Here is a 17,345-nt window from a genome sequence, read left to right on the forward strand (position 1 = left end):
GGCGCGGGGTCGGTGAACCCGGGGTCGGCTCTATCGGCGAGGCGCGCAGGACGATCATGTCCGTATCGCGGCTGTGTTCGATCGTGATCACGAGCGGGTTGTCGTCGCTTCGGAGGAGGAAGACAGCGCCACGGCAAGCGCGATTTCGGATGCGCCCAGCAAGGCAAGGTCAATGCCGATCAACAGGCCAAGCGCCCAGACCGCAGTGCCGGGCAGGCCGAAGAACAGGACCAAGCCCAGGAGCAGCGACACCGCGCCGGACAGGGCCAGCCATCCCCAACCTGGCATTTCGGCCTGTGCGTTCTTGCGGCGGCGCGGCGGGCTGAGTTGCCACGCGCCCGCCAGTTTCAGAACGCCACCGACGATAAAGTAGCTTGCGACAAGGATGGTCAGCGTAACGACGCCCTGAAGCGGGAACAGCAGAAGGATGGCCCCGGCCAAAAGCGACAACAGCCCGAACACCATCACCCAGAGGCGGGAGTCGATGTCCCCCGAAAAGACGGCGCGCCCGACCTGCAGCACACCCAAGGCGAGCAAGACACCGCCGAACAGAAGCTCTGCCGCAAGTGAGGCGGCGAGGGGAAAGATGATGGCCAGCACACCAAGGATCAGCGTTCCCACACCGACGATCCACAGCGTGGTCTTGAATCGCCCCATGTGTTCCATGTCCGGATCGAGTGTCGTCTGCATGTTCATCTGAACTCCTTGCCCTGGCGCCGGGCGCTTTGTGTCCTTGTGTGTTTGGCTTCGTATCGCCCGGGGGCGTGCCCCCTGTGCGAGCGGTATGCCAAGACAACGCGCAGAAGGCTGCGATCAGTTCCCTACGACAGCCCGGCAAGGCGGTGGCGCCAGCTTATTCAGCTTGTCGCTGGTCTCGGAGGCTTTCGCTTGCAGCTTGTCGATCTCTGCCTGCCAGTGGTCGAGCGGGGCTTCGAGTCTCTGGCGGTATCGCTTTGCTCTTGATCGTCCATAGGCGTCTATCTTTTGTCTTTGGAAAGGACTGTCTCGCGGCGCGCGGTGGCGGTGGTCACACCGGTGTCGCCTTCTTTTTGTTCTGCGCGGATTTTGCCGCCGATTGCGCCGTCTTGGCGACCTCTTCGGCGCCTTTCTGTCCAGCCTCGACTTCGGCTTGGGTCATCTGTCCGACGCAGGTCGTGCACAGATCGAACCATTGCTGCATGTCCTTGGTCATCCGCTGGATCGACCCGTGCTGCCAGTCGGCCATGGCCTGAACCGTTGCAGAGGAATCAGCTTTCTTGCCGTTCATCTTCTGGACCGCGTCGAGTGCCGCCTGTGTTGCCTCGTGACGGCGCTGGAACCAGGCCTGCGAATAGGCTTCGGTCTCTTGAAGCATGCGGTCCTGAGCCTCCCAGAATTTTTCCATCTGCGGGGAAATCATCGGATTGGCGGACAGGATGTTGCGCGTCTGCTCCATCATGTCGCTGAATTTTGCCTTTGTATTGTCTGCCACGCCTTCGCTCCTCTGTGTCCGAAACGGGATCAGGGCGGTCATGACGCGCTGCACCCTGTGCTGCATTAACTTCGGTAAAGCAGGGCAGGGGACCCTTCAGGGGTGAAAGTCGGTAAGGTCCGGGAATCCAATAAAATATTGTTTTGAATTATAAAAAAGACACATCGCATTTGCATGATTTGAAACATGAGATCGGGAACTTTGCCCGCTCTCAGGCGCTGTATCCATGACTTGATGGGGATCATTCTCGGCGAACGGGCTGCTTTGACCGACTTGTTGGATTGGTCACGGAGAGTGCAGCCAGCACGCGGTACGAGCGATCCGGTCGGGTCTGAACTATGTGCATCGGCTGTCGGTCACATATCGAAGCTTTCTCTTGAAGGGGGACTTATGTCTGACAGTCTCGCAAACGCGGTTTCGCAGGAATTGGCAGATGTCGCGCGGATTTGGCCCGATTGCGACACGACAGCCCGGACCGTTCTGCGAGGACTTGCGGACGAGCACGGGTTCAGCCGTCCGGTCGGCCATATCACGAAATTCGAAGGTGACGATGCGACGGCCATCTACCTGGTCAAATCGGGCTGGCTGCTTGTCTCCAAATCGCTAGAGGATGGTCAGCGTCAGATCATCGACATCGTCTTGGCCGGACAGTTTCTTGATCCGGGTTCGGCGGATTGCAGCGTCAGCGCGTTCGAGGTTCAGGCGCTGACCGACATCGAGGTTGCGGTGATCCCGAGAGACGCATGGGAGCGGGCGGCGCAGAAAAATGCCGAATTGCACCGCTTGTTTCACACGGATCTTCGGTCAGCCCTGTCGAGAATGTCGGAGCGCATGCTTCGGCTGGGCAAGGGTACGGCCGAGAACATCATCGCCTATGCCCTGTTCGAACTGTGCCTCAGATCGACCCGCAAGAACATGGTCGAGGGGGTGATGTTTCACATTCCCATGACACAGCAACAGCTTGGCGACTTTTGCGGGCTGTCGGCGGTGCATATCTGCCGCACACTGCGCCGCTTTTCGCGCATCGGCCTGTTGGATGTCACCGATCACATGAACATCGTCGTGCGCGATGTGGACAGTCTTGCCGAGATTGCCGAGATCGACCCCGCCGACCTGCGTCAGGAGATTGTTCCGGCTATCTGACCACATTCGAACGCTTCCGGCGGGCCTCGACGATTTCGCCAAGGGCTTGGCCGGCCAATTTTTCGGACACGTGTTCGGCGATGTCGCCAAGCGACAGCATACCCACGGGTTCGCCCGCATCATCGACCACCAGAAGTTGCCTGATCTGCGCATCGCCCATGATCGCCGCCGCTTCCGTGACACTCTGATGGGCGTCGCAGGTGATCAGTTGGGGTGACATGATCTCGCCAACCGTGAGAGCGCTGGTTTGCGGATCGCTGCACAGCACGCGCAACACCAGATCGCGGTCCGTCAGCATGCCCACCGGGTCGCGCCCGTCGATCACCGGCAGCGAGCCGATGTCATGCATATGCATGAGCGCCGCCGCCTTGTGGATCGTGTCGGGTCGCTGAACGGAGATGACACATTGCGACATGACGGCTCTGACTTTCACGTTTCTCGGTTCCCATATCCATTCAGGCGGCGCAGGACGTCTGCGCGGAGCGCGGCGCGCGGAGCCTTTTGCCCTTGCAGGTCTAAGTCGGTATCGTTGCACGGTGGCAGGTGGTGCGCCTTAACGGAAGTCAAAGCGTGGTACTCGGTACAGGCTCAGGCTGAAGTATCCGGCGCCCACGGTGCTTGAGTATCTACCCGTCACAAGATGCCTCCAGTGCGGGCCGCCATGATCGTGGACTGTTTGAGGACAAAGAGGTGTTAACCCGCGTTAACGACTGCACCGCTCGGTCTCTGCTCAATTCGGGGCATGATCAGAAAGGGATGGTGCTGCGATGAAAACCGAGTCGGACAGTGTCCTCGAACAGATGATCGATACCCGTCGGACATCCAACCCGTCCGAAGGCCGATATGAATACCGGATCTGGCCGGGGTCGGGCCATCCGGCCATTGCCGTTCTGAACGGCGCTTGGACGCTGAGTTCCGCCGAACGTCGCAGCGATATCTACCTGCTGAACCCGGCAAGCGACCGGGTTCTTGTCAAGCTGCGGTCCGGCGACCGGCTCGAGATCAAGCGGCGCGGTCGTGATGTGGGCAGCATACAGCACTGGTCGATGCCGCTCTCGACAGAATTTCCGCTTGCCGCCTCGGATCGCAACAGGCTTGCCGAAGCGTTGTGCCTGCGGCGCATCCTGCCCGAAGTGGCAGGCCAGTCAGCCGCGCATCTGCTGTCCGAACTGGCGACGCGGGATGGTCGGGTGATCCCCAGAACGGTCACCAAATCGCGGCTCTTGTTCCGAACCAGCGGCTGCCGGGCCGAGATCTGCCGCGTCGGGGTTGGTCGCTGGAGCGGAAAGACAATCGCTTTGGAGGCGGAGGACCTGGCTTCGGTCGCGCACGCGATTGATGATTTGCATCTCGGATCGCTGCCGAACCGGTCTTATGGCGATGCGCTTTTGCGGCTCGTCGCGCCGCATGCCAGTGGATATGAACTTATCGTTCGGATGCCGCGCGCTTAGTACCAAAACGGTATCACGCGCCGCTCCGCTGATTTGAAAGGCAACGATCTGTCGGACCTGGGAGCACCCGACATATGGCAGTGCCAAAGCACCGCCAGACGCGTTCGTGCGGTCTTGTGCGGCTGTGGGGGTCTGTTCATGTGGTTCGGCTTGCGACTATCGTGGGCAGGCATTCCGTTTCACAAGGCAAGCCATGTCCAGAGATGACGGTGTCCCCAAGACACCCCCTGTCCGCAGTCGCAATCCCGAACGGACGCGGGCCGAGATCCTGTCCGTGGCGGTGCGCGAATTTGCCGAACACGGCTTTCACGGTGCGCGGGTCGAACGCATCACCAAGGCGGCCAAGTGCAACGCACGGATGATCTACCACTATTTCGGCGGCAAGGAGCAGTTGTACCTCGCCGTGCTGGACAGCGTGTATGCCGCGATCCGAAACCGCGAAGGCCAGTTGCGCTTCGGCACGGCCGATCCCGGTCTCGAGGCGCGCCGATTGGTGGAATTCACCTTCGACTACTTCTCCGAGAACGGCGATTTCCTCAAGTTGACCCGCAACGAGAACCTGCTCAACGGCAAGTATATCAAGCGATCCCAGATGATCCGGGACATGTCGCAGCCTTTCATCACGGCGATTGGTGAACTGGTCGAACGGGGTCACGCCTCTGGTCAATTCGCGCGCAAACCCGACCCGGTGCAGCTTTACGTGACGGTCGTCGCGCTGTCGGCGCATCATCTGAACAACGCGGCAACGCTGGGCACCGTGGTCGGGCAGGACCTGACCGACCCTGCCTGGCAGGCAGAGCGGCGGGATCACGCGGTGGAGGTCGTTCTGACCTACCTGGGTGTCGAAACTTCCGAATAGGCGACGCGCTTAGGGGCAACAGCCGTTTACTTGTGATTGGCCGATTAGGCGGCAGGTGGCTTGGTGTGTCCAAGGGGTAGAGGACAGTCATCGTTCTCGGTTGCGAGGTGATTCCCTGTGCGCAGTGATTACAAGAAGCCTGACTGGAACGCTGTCCCGAGACCCTCTCGGTATACTTCTGCATATGCAAGTTTGAGTGGCAAAACACAGAGAAATTGATCGGCATTTGGTCGATCTCATAAATTAGTCAAAATATTTTTACTTAATTTTTCGATTCCGCGCTGGGCCGCGATTTAACGGCCGTCATGAACATTTCAGCGCACCCAACCGCCCCCGCAGAGACCGTGAGCCTGCCTGACGCCCAGAATGTCGTCACAACCCGCCACAAGGCCGTCGAATTGCAGCAGGCCGCCGTGGTCTTCGGAACCGGTGACAAGGCGGTCACCGCCCTGTCCCCGACGAAACTGATCCTCGACAAAGGTGATTTCGTCGCGCTGGTCGGTCCGTCCGGCTGTGGCAAATCGACGATCCTGCGCTTGGTCACCAGCCTGATCAAGCCGTCATCCGGTGCGGTGCTGGTGGGCGGGCGGGATGCCTCGATCCGGCACCTGCGCATGGGGATGGCGTTTCAGAACCCGACCATGCTGCCCTGGCTGACAATCGAGCAGAACGTGATGATGCCGCTCAAGATCGTCAAACCGTTCAAGTCGACGTTCCGGCAGGACCGCAAAGGTGCTTTCCGCGACAGGGTGCACGCGCTGCTGGGGCAGGTGGGGCTAAGGGATTTTGCCGGGCATTTCCCATGGCAATTGTCTGGCGGCATGCTCCAACGCGCCAACTTGTGCCGCGCGCTGGTGCATGATCCGGACCTGCTGTTGCTCGATGAACCCTTTGGCGCGCTGGATCAGTTCACCCGCGAAGAACTGTGGCAGATCCTTCAGGACCTGTATCTCGACCGCAAGCCCACTGTGCTTCTGGTCACGCATGACCTGCGCGAAGCCGGGTTTCTTGCGCAGCGCATCTGCGTCATGAGCGCCCGTCCGGGGCGGATCATCTCGGATGAGGTGGTGCCGCTGCCGCAGCCCCGCGCGATCGACACGATCTACACGCCCGAATTCGTCGAAATGACCCAGAACCTGCGCGCCTTGATCGCGCAGGTCCGTCAATAGGAGCGACGCATGACCGAAAAGCAACGCATAAGGCTGTGGTCCTTTTCTATGATCGTGGGCTTCTTCCTGATGTGGGAGGTGCTGTGCATCGTCCTAAATGTTTCGGACCTCGTGCTGCCGCGCCCGTCCGAGATCATCGTGACGCTCTGGACCAAGTTTCCGATCCTGTGGCCGCATATCCTGCAGACGCTCTATTCGACGCTGGTGGGCTTTTCGCTTGGCGTCATGATCGGGGTTTCCCTTGGCGTTCTGGTCGGCACCTCCAAGGTGGCCTACGCCGTCGCCTACCCCTTGCTGGTGGGTTTTTCATCGATCCCCAAGGTGGCTGTTGTGCCGATCTTCGTGCTCTGGTTCGGGTCAGGCACCACCCCGGCCATCCTGACGGCCATGGTCATCTGCGTGTTTCCCATCGTGGTGAACATCGCCACCGGCCTCGCCACCACCGAGCCGGACCTCGAGGATGTACTCAAGACCCTGGGCGCGTCGAAATCCGAGATCCTCTGGAATGTCGGGCTGCCGCGCACGATGCCGTATTTCTTCGCCTCGCTGAAAGTGGCGATCACCCTGTCCTTTGTCGGAGCGGTGCTGTCCGAGACCGTGGCCTCCAACAGGGGCATCGGCAACGTGATGATGACCGCCTCCTCGAATTTCCAGGTCTCGCTGGTCTTTGCCGGTCTCATCATCCTCGCCGTTCTGGGGGTTGTTCTCTACGCGCTGTTTTCGCTGTTGGAGCGTCGCGTGACGGGCTGGGCCACCCGCGACACCGAGATTGCCATCACCTGATCCGAGTTTTCCCTATTTCGAAAGGACAAAGACCATGAAACATACCCTGTTTGCTGCCGCAGTCGCCGTGATGGCCGGGATCACCCCGGCCATGGCCGAGATGACCGATATCAAGTTCACGCTTGGCTGGAAGACCCAGGGCAGCGACGCACCCTTTCTTGTTGCGCTGAACGAAGGCTATTTCGAGGAAGAAGGCCTGAACGTCACCATCGACCAGGGTGAAGGCTCTGCCGCCACCATCACGCGGATCATGAGCGGGGCCTATGACGCGGGCTTCGGCGACATCAACGCCATCATCCAGAACGCCGCCACCCGTCCGGGCGAAGCGCCCGTGATGGTGTTCCAGATGTGGAACCGGCCGCCCTTTGCAATTGCCGTGCCCAAGGAGTTGGGACTGACATCGCCCAAGCAGCTTGAAGGCAAGACGCTGGGCGGGGCGCAGGGCACGCCCACGACGCGGCTGTTCCCGGTCTTTGCCCGCCTCAACGGCATCGACATCGACACGGTGAAATACGAAAGCCTCGCGCCAAACCTTCAGGAACCCATGCTGATCCGCGGTGAAATCGACGGGGCCTACACCTTCACGGTCTCGAGCTGGTTCAACCTTATCGCCAACCGCAAGGACCCGGCTGCCGATTTTGACTGGTTCAACTACGAAGACTACGGCATGGACCTCTATTCCAACGGCATGATGGTTTCGCGCAGCTTGCTGGCCGAAAATCCCGATGCGGTTGCGGGACTGGTGCGGGCGGTAACCCGCGCGACGCTGGAAGTCATGAAGGATCAGGACATCGCGGTCGAAGCGATCATGGCCTTTGACAACCTTGTCGATCCCGAATTGGAACGGGCGCGTCTGGAATTCGCGTTGACCAAACTCATGAACGCGCCCGAAACCGCCGAGACCGGCATCGGTGATCTGGTGGACGAACGGCTGACCCGCTCCATCGCGATCATCGCCGAAGGGTATGATCTCGAAACGCTGCCCGAAGCGTCCGAGATCTTTGACCGTTCCTTCCTCGCCCCGGCGTCCGAGCGGATGCTGGACGTGTCGATCAACTGATCGGTACAGTCGAACACACTGCGCCGGGCGGCACGGCCCGGCGCATCACGAGTCACAACATGCGAACCTGCAGGAGACCCCGATGGATGTGAAAACCGATCCCGTCGATGAGGCCAAGGCGATTGTCGAGGCGTATCTGGAACGCTCCATGGTGCCCGATCCCGAAGGCGCTGCCACCTTTGTGTCAAAGGATTTTCAACTCACCTTTACAGGTGGTCGGCGGTTTTCCGGTCCGGCGGAAAGTTCCGCCTTCAACGCCAAGCGGTATGCCTGGGTGAAGAAGAAATTCCTCAGGACAGATGCCGCGCTGGATTCACGAACCGGCGATGTCCACGTCTACAATACCGGCTATCTGTATGGCGAGTGGAAGGATGGGACCGGGTTCGAGACCAACCGCTACATGGACAAGTTCGTTGTGCGGGGCGGCAAGATCGTTGCCACGGATGTCTGGAATGACAGCGCCGAGATCCTGCTCCACAAGGCGGGGCTTGCCGAGGCGGAGTTGTAGATGGTGCGTGACAACGGGCGCTATTCCTACAGCGCAATCAACGGACGGTCCGATTACAACTGGCCCAATGGGAAACGTCTGGCGGTCTATATCGGGCTCAACCTCGAACATTTTGCCTTTGGCGACGGGCTGGGTGCCGAACTGGCCCCCGGAGGCCCGCAGCCGGACGTTCTCAACTACGCATGGCGCGACTATGGCAACCGGGTCGGTGCGTGGCGGATGCGGGACATGTTCGATGCGCTGGACATGCCTGTGAGTGTGCTGGCCAACAGCGCGATGTACGAGTATGCGCCGGACCTGATGGCGGCGTTCCGGGACCGGGGCGATGAAATCGTCGGGCATGGCCGCACGAATTCCGAACGTCAGGATGTGCTGCCACCAGAGGAGGAGGCCGTGCTGATCGATGAGGCGACGCAGATCCTGACTGCGCGCGAGGGCACCGCGCCCAAGGGCTGGTTGTCGCCATGGATCGCCGAAAGCCTGCACACCCCCGACCTTCTGGCCAAGGCGGGGTATGGCTATACGCTCAACTGGTGCATGGACGATCAGCCGATCTGGACGCAGACCAGCGCGGGGCGGCTTCTGTCCATTCCCTATCCGCAAGAGGTGAACGACATTCCGTCGATCGTCGCGCGCAAGGACAGTGCGGCGCAATTTGCGGACATGATCATCGACAATTTCGACGAGATGCTCCAGCAATCCGTCGCCCAGCCGCTGGTCATGGGCATTGCCCTGCATCCCTATCTTGTCGGCCAGCCTTACCGCCTGCGCCATCTGCGCCGCGCCTTGACCCATATCTGCGCCCACCGCGACGACATCTGGCTGACCCGCAGCGGCGACATCCACGACCATTGCCGCCACACGATCCCCGACCTGATCGCGTAGGCATCTGGCGCGTGGATCAGGTGACCCTCTCGACCATGCCCTGACGCAATCGAAGGGCCGCGTCGGGCCGGACGTCACCATCCGGTCCGATCACGATGCGGTGGCTGTGACCATCACACGGCCGCGTTCTTGAGGGTTGCAATACTAAGGTCCGCCATACACAACAGCGGGTCGTGGTGAAATTCGGAGACTACGCGACGGACCCGGCATATTGCGCAGCGGGGGCCTGCACCCATGTCACCTGCATGTCGACCTTGGCCGCAGCCAGCAGGTTCATCACCGGGCAGCGGAATTCGACATTGCGGCAGAGCTGGCGGAACCGCGCCTCGGGTTCGTCGGAATAGACAGTGATATCCAGCTTGCCGCTTTCGAAATAGGGGCGGATGCCCGGCACACCCTTGGGACCGCGCACGTCGATCTGGCTTTCGCAGGCGAAATCCACTCCGGCATAGGCAAAGCCCATGGCATTGGCGACGCCGTTGATGATGACACCGTCACAGCCCACGAGTACGACCAGAACCGTCTCGAGCGGGCTTGGCGCGCTGTTGGTGCCACCCAGCGACGCGGGCTCGTCGGTATAAACCGGCTCGAAGTCCCGCACCTGAATTTTTGTGCGTGTACCTGCGGCGTTGGTTGCCTTCACGTGCCGCACGCCAATCTTCTTGGTGTGGGGGTCGATGCTCGGCTCGATGATGTCGGGATCAATCATGTTGGACATGGAGCAGCCTTTCAGCTCAGGGGGATAAGCGCGCCCACGGGCGGATCGCCGCGCAGCACGTCGAAGAGGAACCAGATCGCGGCGAACACCACCGCCCCGTAAAGCGCCGCTGTCCACAGCCGCATCTGCGCACGCGCCAGCAACATCCAGCACAACAGCGCCAGCGTGGGGATCGTCAGCCCGATGGCCCAGAGCGCAACGGCATAGGCCAGCAGCACCGCAAGGATCGTCAGCTCGCCCGCGTCTCGGGCAAGGTCGGGCTTGAATTCCCGCACGCCCCGAAACACCAGCCAGAGCGTCAGCGGAACCCCCGGCGCGATGGCCAGCAGGGGCATCAACCGCGAGGCCGGGTTGAAGGTGAACGTCTCCCACAGCGCATAAAGGAACAGCGTCGCGGCAAGTGCGGCCAGCATCAGCGCCACGCTGCGGTTGCACTCTTCCGCGGTATCGGTGTCCTCGGGCTCTGTCACGGCTTCGTTGCTCTGCCACTGGCGCAGCTTGCGGACCCCGGAGATCAGCAGCGGGATCACGATGATCGACGCGATGACCAGCACACCGGGCCGCGTGAGCCACGACCAGCCGTGGATTTGATTGGTCAGCCAGAAATACTGCTCCATCGGGCCGGACAGCACGAAGCCGACAAGCGCCGGGGCACGCGGCCAGCCGCCATGCTTCATCAGCCAGCCAAGCGCACCCAGCATGAACAGCATGAAGATGTCACCGATGGTCGAGGTCGCCTGATAGGCTCCGATCACCATGACAAGCACCAATGGCGCCGCGATGATCGCGAAAGGGATGCGGGTGAGCCGCGCGAGCATCGGCGTGATGGCAAAGCAGAGCGCCGCACCCACGATCGAGGTGAGCGCGACCGACCACACGATGAGGAACATCAGGTCGGGGTTCTGCGTCACCATGCGCGGTCCGGGATAGTAGCCGAACGAGAAAAGCGCGCCGAGAAAGATCGCCGCCGCAGGTCCACCCGGTACGCTGAAGAGCAGCGTGGGCACGAGATCCGAGATCACGGTCGCGTTGTTCGCCCCTTCCGAGGCGGCGATGCCACGGATCTCGCCCTTGCCGAATTTGGATTTGTCCTTGGTCGAGCGGATCGCATGACCGTAAGCCACCCATGTCGAGGCCGACGCGCCCACTGCAGGCACAAAGCCCCCCAGAACGCCGATCAGCGAGGCGCGCAGCACCAGCCAGCGATGGCGCCAGAAATCGCGGAAGCCGTCACCCCATTGCGAGACTTCCATGCGTTGATGGCTGATCCCGCCGCCTTGCGCGAGCATGGAGATCACTTCGGCCACGCCGAACAGGCCCAGTGCCACGATGGTCAATGAGAACCCGTCAAGCAGGTAGACCTGTCCAAAGGTAAAGCGGAAATCGGCTGCCGCCTGTGCTGGCCCGACCACGCCAAGCAGCACACCAAGCGCGGCCGCTGCCAATCCCTTGGCCAAGTCCTTGCCGATCATCGACGAGGCAAAGAACAGACCCACGAGCGCCAGCATGAACAGTTCGGGCGTGGAGAGCATCAGCACGATCGGCCCGGCGATGGGGATGGCGAAGAAGAGCACCAGCGATCCGACCAGCCCGCCCACCATGGACGCCAGAAAGCCCACACCAAGCGCGCGGGCCGCCTGACCCTGCTTTGCGAGCGCATGGCCCTCGATGGCCGTTGGCGCGGAAGCCGGGGAGCCGGGCGCGCCCAGAAGCACCGAGGTGATCGTGTCCGAGGTGTAGACGACCGACACCGCGCCCAGCAGCATCGCGAGGCCGGAATAGTCGTCGAGATAGTAGATGAAGGGCAACAGGATCGACACTGCCGCGACCCCGCCCAGTCCCGGCAGCATGCCGAAGACCATGCCGACCAGCATCCCGGCAAAGAGCGCGGCCAGTCGCATCGGGTCGAAGAGCGCGTCAAGCGCGATCAGCGCGTTGTCGATCATGGGGCTGCCCGGGGGTTGGAGACAGGAACAGGAGGCGGACCCGCAAGGGGTGCCGCCTCCGTACCGTTTCGTCTGTGCTTCAGAAGTTCACGCCGTACTTTTCGCTGAGCAGGGTGCGGAGGTAGGTTCTGACCTCGTCCGACGGCGACAGCGCCGCCTTGATCGCGGCTTCTGTCTCCGGTCCTGCGCTCAACCGCGCGCCGCCGGTGACGTCCTGGCTTGCGGCCTGGAATTCGGGATCGGCATTGATCGCCTCGACCGCGGCGGCAAAGGCATCAAGCGCCTCTTGCGGGGCGTCGGGATGCAGGTAGCCGGTCAGGCCATAGGCATAGGTCACCGAGGCGATGCCCTGGAACGCGTCCCATTCGATGCCCGACGGGGGCTGGCCGTTCATCGTCTCGTAGACCTCGTAGACCGAGGGCAGCTCCGGTGCGACGGGATCGCGGGCCTTGAGCACGCCACCTTCCATCGCGCCGCCGGTCCAGAGTGGCACGGCATTGCCTTCTTCCACGCTCGGTACAACCTGCGTCAGCCAGACCGGCGTGAACTGGTAGTCGATATTGACCTCGCCCTGTTCGAAAGCGAGCCGCACCGGACCGCGCCCGGTAAAGCCGAGCACCGATTTCACGTCGAGCCCCAGCACCTCGAAGGACAGAAGACCCGGCAGGTCCGAGGCCGCCGCCGCGATGCCGCCATAGATCAGCGGGTTTGAGGACTCCTTGATGCCGGCTGCATCCGTCACGCCGGTCGAGGGCGAGACATAGGCGACCGCGCCAAACGGGTGGCTGTAGGCAACGCGATACTCCGACAGACGGTATTCCACGCCCTCCTGTCCCAAAACAAAGGGGTTGGCGGTCGAAGACGTGGTGAACAGGATCGTGGTGCCGTCCGCCTTGGCATTCTGCTCGAACCAGTTGGCCCCGAGGATGGACCCGCCGCCGGGACGGTCGATCACGTTGATCTCGGGATTGCCGGGCAGGTGCTTCTCGAAATAGGGCTCGAGGAACTTGGCAGAGACAAAGGTCGCCCCGCCAGTGCCGAAAGGCACGATCACGTCGATGGACTTCCCGGCGAAATAACCGTCCTGAGCCTGGGCCATCGTGGCAAGCGCGGCAAGCGCCGCAGTCGTCGTCAGCAGTTTACGCATGTCTTCCTCCCTAGGTTTTTGTCATGTCGGCCTCAGCCGATCTCGTTCTCCAGTACTCCCAGCCTGGTGATCGAGACCTTCATCTGGTCCCCGGACCTGAGGTATTTCGGCGGGGTGAACCCGATGCCCACACCGACGGGTGTGCCGGTGGCGATGATGTCGCCGGGCAGCAGCGTCATGGTGCGGGACATCGTTTCGATCAGCGTCGGAATGTCGAAGATCAGGTCCGACACGGTCACCCGCTGGCGTTCTTCGCCGTTGATTTCCGTCACCAGTTCCAGCGCGGTCACATCGCCGACTTCGTCGGATGTGGCGATCCACGGCCCCATCGGACAGAAGGTGTCGATCCCTTTGCCGATGACCCACTGGTTGTGCTGTTTCTGCAATTCGCGCGAGGTGACATCGTTCACGATGACATAGCCGAACACATGGTCATAAGCGTCGGCCTTGGATACGCCAAAGCAACGCTTGCCGATGACCACGCCCAGTTCACCCTCGTAATCCACCGATGCTGTCGGATCGAGCGAGCCGCGCACCACATCGCCCGGACCGCAGACACTGGTCGTGGCCTTGGTGAAGACCACGGGATGCGACGGCACCTGTTCCTTGGCGCTGGAGTCAAAGCCGCTGTTGTGGAATTCCGCCGCGTGGGCGTAGTAATTCTTGCCGACGCAGAAGATATCGCGCAGCGGTGCCGGGATCGGTGAAAGCAGGCGCACATCCGCCAGCGGCGCGCGCGTGAGCTCGGCATCCTGCCAAGCCGCAAGTGCGGCCTCTCCGCCCTCGATGACGGACAGGACAGCGCGTTGCGCGTCGGCCCCGGTCACACAGACAACAGCGTTTGTCCCGTCGACGAAACCAGCCGCCATTTCCCCGTCCATTTCGAAGGTAATCAGCTTCATTATCTCGACACTCTTATTTTTTATCGATAAAACCAGAAAACATATGAAAGTGAGTCTGTCAAATACAGTTGCGATGCCGGACGAGGTGGGACATCCAGACGCCATGAACACACAGATCCTCCATCCTTCCGAAGGCGAAACCCTCGTGGATACCGCCTATCGCGGCTTGCGCCATGACATCATCGCGGGAACCCGCGTGCCGGGCGAACGCTTGCGCATCGAAAAGCTCAAGGCGCTTTACGGCATCGGCCCGACACCGTTGCGCGAAGCGTTGCAGAAACTTGCGCAGGACGGGCTGGTCGTCACCGAGGGCAATCGCGGCTTTACAGTTGCCCCGCTCGATCCGTCGGAGTTCGCGGATCTCAACCTTGCCCGGACCGTGATCGAGAAAGAGGCGCTGCGCCTGTCCATCGCTCAGGGCGACACTGCGTGGGAAGCGCGCGTCGTGGCGGCAAGCTACATCATGGCCAAGGAAGACGCGGCCCTGTCCCGCGCCGAAAGCGCTGTTCCCGATGCCTGGGAACAGGCGAATGCCGGGTTTCACGCAGCGCTTGTCTCGGCCTGCGGGTCCGACTGGCTGCTGCGCCTGCGGGTCGGGCTGCACGACCATTGCGAACGCTACCGCAGGGCCTCGGTCTATCAAAGGCTCGGGTCGCGCGACCTTGGCGCCGAACACGCCGCGATCTCGGAGGCCGCGCTGGCCCGCGATGCCGAACGCGCCTGCACCCTGACCGAACGCCATTTCGCGCTGACCGCCGCAATCCTCAAGGAAGTCGAGGGCGCCGCGGCAGGACAGCCCGGCCGATGACACTCGAAATCCTGATCTTTCTTGCCGCCGGTCTTGTCGGCGGAATGGTCAATTCGGCGGCGGGCGGGGCCAAGCTCTTCGTTTTTCCGATGCTGCTGGCCAGCGGGCTGCCGCCCATCGCGGCCAACGTCACGCAGGGTGTGGCACTCTGGCCCGCGCAATTGTCTGCGGTCTGGGTCTATCGACGCGAATTGAGGGACGACGCGCAAACGCTGGCCCGGCAATTTCTGCCAGCCCTGCTTGGCGCAGTGGCGGGATCGGTTGTCATGGTCAATTCGGGCAATGACGTCTTTGTCCGCGTCGTGCCGTTTCTGCTGTGTGTCGCAGTGGTCGCCATCGTGCTTGGCCCCAAGACGACCGATCTCATGCGCTGGGCCTTTCCCGGAGACCGCCTGCGCGCCGCGACCGCCGTCCTGCTGACGCTGATCGGCTTCTACGGCGGCTTTTTTGGCGCTGGCATGGGCTTCATGCTGCTGGCGGTGCTTTCGGCCTCGACAGGGCAGGGCTTGGGCCGCGTGAACGGGGCCAAGAACCTGTTTGCGGCCGGGATCCAGTCGGCAGCGGTTATCCCCATGATGCTGTCGGGTCTCACCGACTGGCTGGCGGCGGGCTGTGTTCTGGCGGGCGGCTTGGTCGGCGGTTATTTCGGCGCGTCGATCACCCGGCGCCTGCCCGAGAAACCGTTGCGCATCGGTGTCGCCGTGCTGGGTCTTGGGCTGACATTGTCCTTTCTGTTTTCCTGAGGAGCGGGGATCGCACCATGAAATTTTGTACCTTCTTTCACGCGGACGAACGCCGCCTTGGCCTTGTCGATGGCGACCGTATCGTCGATCTGCACAAGGCCGACCCACGTTCCGAATTCATCGACATGGTGTCGCTGATCCGGGGCGGAGAGAGTGCCCGTAAGGCCGCACGTACCATCGCGGACAACCCGCCTGAAGAGGCCTGTGTTCAAATCGACACGGTGCGTTTGGCCGCGCCTCTTCTGCCTTCGACCGTGCTGTGTGCTGGCAGCAACTACCACGCCCACAACGCCGAAAAGGCGAATGCGCCGCTCTCGGGCAAGGAGCCGGAGTTCTTTCTGAAGACATCCGATTGCGTGATCGGTCCGGAAGACGGGATCGTGCATGACCCCGAACTCACCTCGAAACTGGATTGCGAAACGGAGCTTGCCATCGTGATCGGCCGCGAAGGCCGCCACATTCCCGAGGCCGACGCACTGGCACATGTCTTTGGCTACACGGTGTCAAATGACGTGACCGCGCGCGACCGACAAGTGCGCCGCACGCCCGAGGGTGTCGTCTATTACGAACTTGGGCGCGGCAAGGCCTTCGATTCCAGCCTGCCTCTCGGTCCTGTCATCACCACCACGGATGCGATTCCCGATCCTCAGGCGCTGATGCTGCGGACCTGGATCAACGGAGAGCTGCGCCAGGAGGCAAACACCGCCGACATGCTCTGGAGCTGCGCCGCGCTGATCCATTTCTTTTCGATCAACTTCACCCTCAAACCCGGCATGGTGATCCTGACCGGTACACCCGCCGGTACCGCATGGTCTGTCGATGCCGAGCTTGGCGGTAAATGGCAGCCCGCACCGGGTCTGGTGGCCGCGACGCGCTACTGCTTGCCCGGAGACCGGGTGGAAAGCGAAATCGAACGGATCGGCACACTGCGCAATAGGGTGGTCGCAGGCAGCGCTGTTTGAGGGCGCTCTGCGCAATCAGGTCAGGCGTCCAGTCCCACCTTGCGCCGCTGCTCCAGTATGGCCGGGCAATGAATGACGACTCCTTGCTCCATGGCCCGCGCAAGGTCGCTGAGCGAGAGGCCGAGGTCGGTCAGTCGGTCTTCCACCCGCGGCGGCACTTCGGGACAGCTGATCCGCGTCACCAGACCGTCCCTCTCAAGATCGCGCAGCGTCTGGGTGAGCATCAGCTTGTCGAAGGGAATGTCGCGCGAGGCGCTGAGGGTGATCTTCTGTTGCTTGGGCATTGGCATATCTCCGCGACGGGCCAGCCGGGAGCCACGCTCCCGAGCTATAAACCCGTCCCGGAAATCCCGCCTCAGCCTGTCAAGGACAAGGAGACTGAACGTTAGTTGTCGTTGGTCATTGTCGGTATCACAATCACCCGAGTTGCCATCCCAAGTTCCTCGATAAATACAGGATATAGAGTGACTTCAGTGATATCGCTTGCCCTTTCCGAAGAGCTTTCACACACTCTTTGCTCGAACGCCGATACGGACCCTGCGCGTGCCTGGCCTTCGATCGCCACTTCATCCGAAAGACCGATGACATAGTCCAGACAATTGACGAGGTTCGATGTAGCGAATGCTGGAGCCGCGAAGACCAGGAATAGCCCGGCGGACGCAGCCAACGTATAGTTTTTCATTTCCGTGATCCTTATGATTATACAACAAAATATAGCTTGCAGTGTTCGTTGCGACGATCTGCAATTTCGTTCAAAAGTATGCATATTGGGGCAGGTCACGCCCGTTCG

20 protein-coding genes are annotated in these 17,345 nt (G+C 61.6%); 11 read left to right on the forward strand and 9 right to left on the reverse strand.

Annotated features, from left to right (window positions below; all coding sequences use genetic code 11):
• Positions 1-87: 87 nt before the first annotated feature.
• Both IEV82_RS08265 and IEV82_RS08270 read right to left on the reverse strand, forming a co-directional pair.
• Complete coding sequence (locus tag IEV82_RS08265; RefSeq protein ID WP_188481547.1) at positions 88-696, reverse strand: HdeD family acid-resistance protein; 609 nt, start codon at positions 694-696, stop codon at positions 88-90.
• A gap of 331 nt (positions 697-1,027) precedes the next feature.
• Positions 1,028-1,471 carry a hypothetical protein gene (locus tag IEV82_RS08270; RefSeq protein WP_188481548.1) on the reverse strand — a complete coding sequence of 148 codons (444 nt, stop codon included), beginning with the start codon at positions 1,469-1,471 and terminating at the stop codon, positions 1,028-1,030.
• A 390-nt stretch (positions 1,472-1,861) separates the two neighbouring features.
• Between IEV82_RS08270 and IEV82_RS08275 the strand changes: the two genes are divergently transcribed.
• Positions 1,862-2,614 carry a Crp/Fnr family transcriptional regulator gene (locus tag IEV82_RS08275; RefSeq protein WP_188481549.1) on the forward strand — a complete coding sequence of 251 codons (753 nt, stop codon included), beginning with the start codon at positions 1,862-1,864 and terminating at the stop codon, positions 2,612-2,614.
• Here IEV82_RS08275 and IEV82_RS08280 read toward each other — a convergent pair.
• Complete coding sequence (locus IEV82_RS08280) at positions 2,607-3,029, reverse strand: CBS domain-containing protein (protein ID WP_188481550.1); 423 nt, start codon at positions 3,027-3,029, stop codon at positions 2,607-2,609. The two genes, IEV82_RS08275 and IEV82_RS08280, sit on opposite strands and share 8 nt — an antisense overlap.
• A 352-nt stretch (positions 3,030-3,381) precedes the next feature.
• Here IEV82_RS08280 and IEV82_RS08285 point away from each other — a divergent pair, with 352 nt between their 5' ends.
• From IEV82_RS08285 to IEV82_RS08315, 7 genes are all read left to right on the forward strand, one after another.
• Positions 3,382-4,065 carry a hypothetical protein gene (locus IEV82_RS08285; protein ID WP_188481551.1) on the forward strand — a complete coding sequence of 228 codons (684 nt, stop codon included), beginning with the start codon at positions 3,382-3,384 and terminating at the stop codon, positions 4,063-4,065.
• 193 nt (positions 4,066-4,258) lie between these two features.
• Positions 4,259-4,924: a TetR/AcrR family transcriptional regulator gene (locus IEV82_RS08290; protein WP_188481552.1), complete on the forward strand. Its 666-nt coding sequence runs from the start codon at positions 4,259-4,261 to the stop codon at positions 4,922-4,924.
• Between the two features lie 344 nt (positions 4,925-5,268).
• Positions 5,269-6,093, forward strand: coding sequence for an ABC transporter ATP-binding protein (locus IEV82_RS08295; RefSeq protein WP_373285193.1), 825 nt, complete (start codon positions 5,269-5,271; stop codon positions 6,091-6,093).
• 9 nt (positions 6,094-6,102) lie between these two features.
• Complete coding sequence (locus tag IEV82_RS08300; RefSeq protein ID WP_188481554.1) at positions 6,103-6,876, forward strand: ABC transporter permease; 774 nt, start codon at positions 6,103-6,105, stop codon at positions 6,874-6,876.
• Positions 6,877-6,910: 34 nt separating this feature from the next.
• Complete coding sequence (locus IEV82_RS08305; RefSeq protein ID WP_188481555.1) at positions 6,911-7,936, forward strand: ABC transporter substrate-binding protein; 1,026 nt, start codon at positions 6,911-6,913, stop codon at positions 7,934-7,936.
• Positions 7,937-8,018: 82 nt separating this feature from the next.
• On the forward strand, positions 8,019-8,444 hold the full coding sequence (locus IEV82_RS08310; protein WP_188481556.1) for a nuclear transport factor 2 family protein: 426 nt from the start codon (positions 8,019-8,021) through the stop codon (positions 8,442-8,444).
• Positions 8,445-9,329, forward strand: a complete 885-nt coding sequence (locus tag IEV82_RS08315) for a polysaccharide deacetylase family protein (RefSeq protein WP_188481557.1) — start codon at positions 8,445-8,447, stop codon at positions 9,327-9,329. It begins immediately after the preceding gene.
• Between the two features lie 190 nt (positions 9,330-9,519).
• Here the strand turns inward: IEV82_RS08315 and IEV82_RS08320 are convergent, their stop codons facing one another.
• The 4 genes from IEV82_RS08320 to IEV82_RS08335 all read right to left on the reverse strand — a co-directional run bounded on the left by IEV82_RS08320 (position 9,520) and on the right by IEV82_RS08335 (position 14,042).
• Entirely contained in the window at positions 9,520-10,047 is a 528-nt protein-coding gene (locus tag IEV82_RS08320) for an OsmC family protein (RefSeq protein WP_188481558.1), read from the reverse strand.
• Positions 10,048-10,058: 11 nt separating this feature from the next.
• Positions 10,059-11,993, reverse strand: a complete 1,935-nt coding sequence (locus IEV82_RS08325) for a tripartite tricarboxylate transporter permease (protein WP_188481559.1) — start codon at positions 11,991-11,993, stop codon at positions 10,059-10,061.
• 79 nt (positions 11,994-12,072) lie between these two features.
• Entirely contained in the window at positions 12,073-13,140 is a 1,068-nt protein-coding gene (locus tag IEV82_RS08330) for a type 2 periplasmic-binding domain-containing protein (RefSeq protein ID WP_188481560.1), read from the reverse strand.
• Positions 13,141-13,172: 32 nt separating this feature from the next.
• The gene (locus tag IEV82_RS08335; RefSeq protein ID WP_188481561.1) at positions 13,173-14,042 is read right to left on the reverse strand and encodes a fumarylacetoacetate hydrolase family protein; all 870 of its coding nucleotides are present in this window, start codon (positions 14,040-14,042) and stop codon (positions 13,173-13,175) included.
• A gap of 103 nt (positions 14,043-14,145) precedes the next feature.
• On the opposite strand from IEV82_RS08335, the gene IEV82_RS08340 reads away from it, so the two are divergent.
• The 3 genes from IEV82_RS08340 to IEV82_RS08350 are packed head-to-tail and all read left to right on the forward strand — an operon-like array spanning position 14,146 to position 16,555.
• Positions 14,146-14,850 carry a GntR family transcriptional regulator gene (locus IEV82_RS08340; protein ID WP_188481562.1) on the forward strand — a complete coding sequence of 235 codons (705 nt, stop codon included), beginning with the start codon at positions 14,146-14,148 and terminating at the stop codon, positions 14,848-14,850.
• Positions 14,847-15,593, forward strand: a complete 747-nt coding sequence (locus IEV82_RS08345) for a sulfite exporter TauE/SafE family protein (RefSeq protein WP_188481563.1) — start codon at positions 14,847-14,849, stop codon at positions 15,591-15,593. Before IEV82_RS08340 ends, IEV82_RS08345 begins: the two co-directional genes overlap by 4 nt.
• A gap of 17 nt (positions 15,594-15,610) precedes the next feature.
• Positions 15,611-16,555, forward strand: coding sequence for a fumarylacetoacetate hydrolase family protein (locus IEV82_RS08350; protein ID WP_188481564.1), 945 nt, complete (start codon positions 15,611-15,613; stop codon positions 16,553-16,555).
• Between the two features lie 20 nt (positions 16,556-16,575).
• On the opposite strand, the gene IEV82_RS23900 is transcribed toward IEV82_RS08350, so the two are convergent.
• Both IEV82_RS23900 and IEV82_RS08360 read right to left on the reverse strand, forming a co-directional pair.
• A complete protein-coding gene (locus IEV82_RS23900; protein ID WP_373285194.1) occupies positions 16,576-16,839 on the reverse strand; it encodes a winged helix-turn-helix transcriptional regulator in 264 nt (87 codons plus the stop codon).
• 101 nt (positions 16,840-16,940) lie between these two features.
• Positions 16,941-17,237: a hypothetical protein gene (locus IEV82_RS08360; protein ID WP_188481566.1), complete on the reverse strand. Its 297-nt coding sequence runs from the start codon at positions 17,235-17,237 to the stop codon at positions 16,941-16,943.
• Positions 17,238-17,345: the final 108 nt, after the last annotated feature.

The organism is Marivita lacus (assembly GCF_014637725.1).
Classification (GTDB): Bacteria; Pseudomonadota; Alphaproteobacteria; order Rhodobacterales; family Rhodobacteraceae; genus Marivita; species Marivita lacus.

Excerpts from the sequence above, each read along its gene's own strand:
- IEV82_RS08290 (WP_188481552.1), top strand. The coding sequence starts at position 4,259 with ATGTCCAGAGATGACGGTGTCCCCAAGACACCCCCTGTCCGCAGTCGC.
- IEV82_RS08310 (WP_188481556.1), top strand. The coding sequence starts at position 8,019 with ATGGATGTGAAAACCGATCCCGTCGATGAGGCCAAGGCGATTGTCGAG.
- IEV82_RS08280 (WP_188481550.1), bottom strand. The coding sequence starts at position 3,029 with ATGTCGCAATGTGTCATCTCCGTTCAGCGACCCGACACGATCCACAAG.
- IEV82_RS08350 (WP_188481564.1), top strand. The coding sequence starts at position 15,611 with ATGAAATTTTGTACCTTCTTTCACGCGGACGAACGCCGCCTTGGCCTT.
- IEV82_RS08360 (WP_188481566.1), bottom strand. The coding sequence starts at position 17,237 with ATGAAAAACTATACGTTGGCTGCGTCCGCCGGGCTATTCCTGGTCTTC.
- IEV82_RS08300 (WP_188481554.1), top strand. The coding sequence starts at position 6,103 with ATGACCGAAAAGCAACGCATAAGGCTGTGGTCCTTTTCTATGATCGTG.
- IEV82_RS08340 (WP_188481562.1), top strand. The coding sequence starts at position 14,146 with ATGAACACACAGATCCTCCATCCTTCCGAAGGCGAAACCCTCGTGGAT.
- IEV82_RS08325 (WP_188481559.1), bottom strand. The coding sequence starts at position 11,993 with ATGATCGACAACGCGCTGATCGCGCTTGACGCGCTCTTCGACCCGATG.
- IEV82_RS08330 (WP_188481560.1), bottom strand. The coding sequence starts at position 13,140 with ATGCGTAAACTGCTGACGACGACTGCGGCGCTTGCCGCGCTTGCCACG.
- IEV82_RS23900 (WP_373285194.1), bottom strand. The coding sequence starts at position 16,839 with ATGCCCAAGCAACAGAAGATCACCCTCAGCGCCTCGCGCGACATTCCC.
- IEV82_RS08275 (WP_188481549.1), top strand. The coding sequence starts at position 1,862 with ATGTCTGACAGTCTCGCAAACGCGGTTTCGCAGGAATTGGCAGATGTC.
- IEV82_RS08265 (WP_188481547.1), bottom strand. The coding sequence starts at position 696 with ATGAACATGCAGACGACACTCGATCCGGACATGGAACACATGGGGCGA.
- IEV82_RS08285 (WP_188481551.1), top strand. The coding sequence starts at position 3,382 with ATGAAAACCGAGTCGGACAGTGTCCTCGAACAGATGATCGATACCCGT.
- IEV82_RS08305 (WP_188481555.1), top strand. The coding sequence starts at position 6,911 with ATGAAACATACCCTGTTTGCTGCCGCAGTCGCCGTGATGGCCGGGATC.
- IEV82_RS08315 (WP_188481557.1), top strand. The coding sequence starts at position 8,445 with ATGGTGCGTGACAACGGGCGCTATTCCTACAGCGCAATCAACGGACGG.
- IEV82_RS08335 (WP_188481561.1), bottom strand. The coding sequence starts at position 14,042 with ATGAAGCTGATTACCTTCGAAATGGACGGGGAAATGGCGGCTGGTTTC.
- IEV82_RS08320 (WP_188481558.1), bottom strand. The coding sequence starts at position 10,047 with ATGTCCAACATGATTGATCCCGACATCATCGAGCCGAGCATCGACCCC.
- IEV82_RS08345 (WP_188481563.1), top strand. The coding sequence starts at position 14,847 with ATGACACTCGAAATCCTGATCTTTCTTGCCGCCGGTCTTGTCGGCGGA.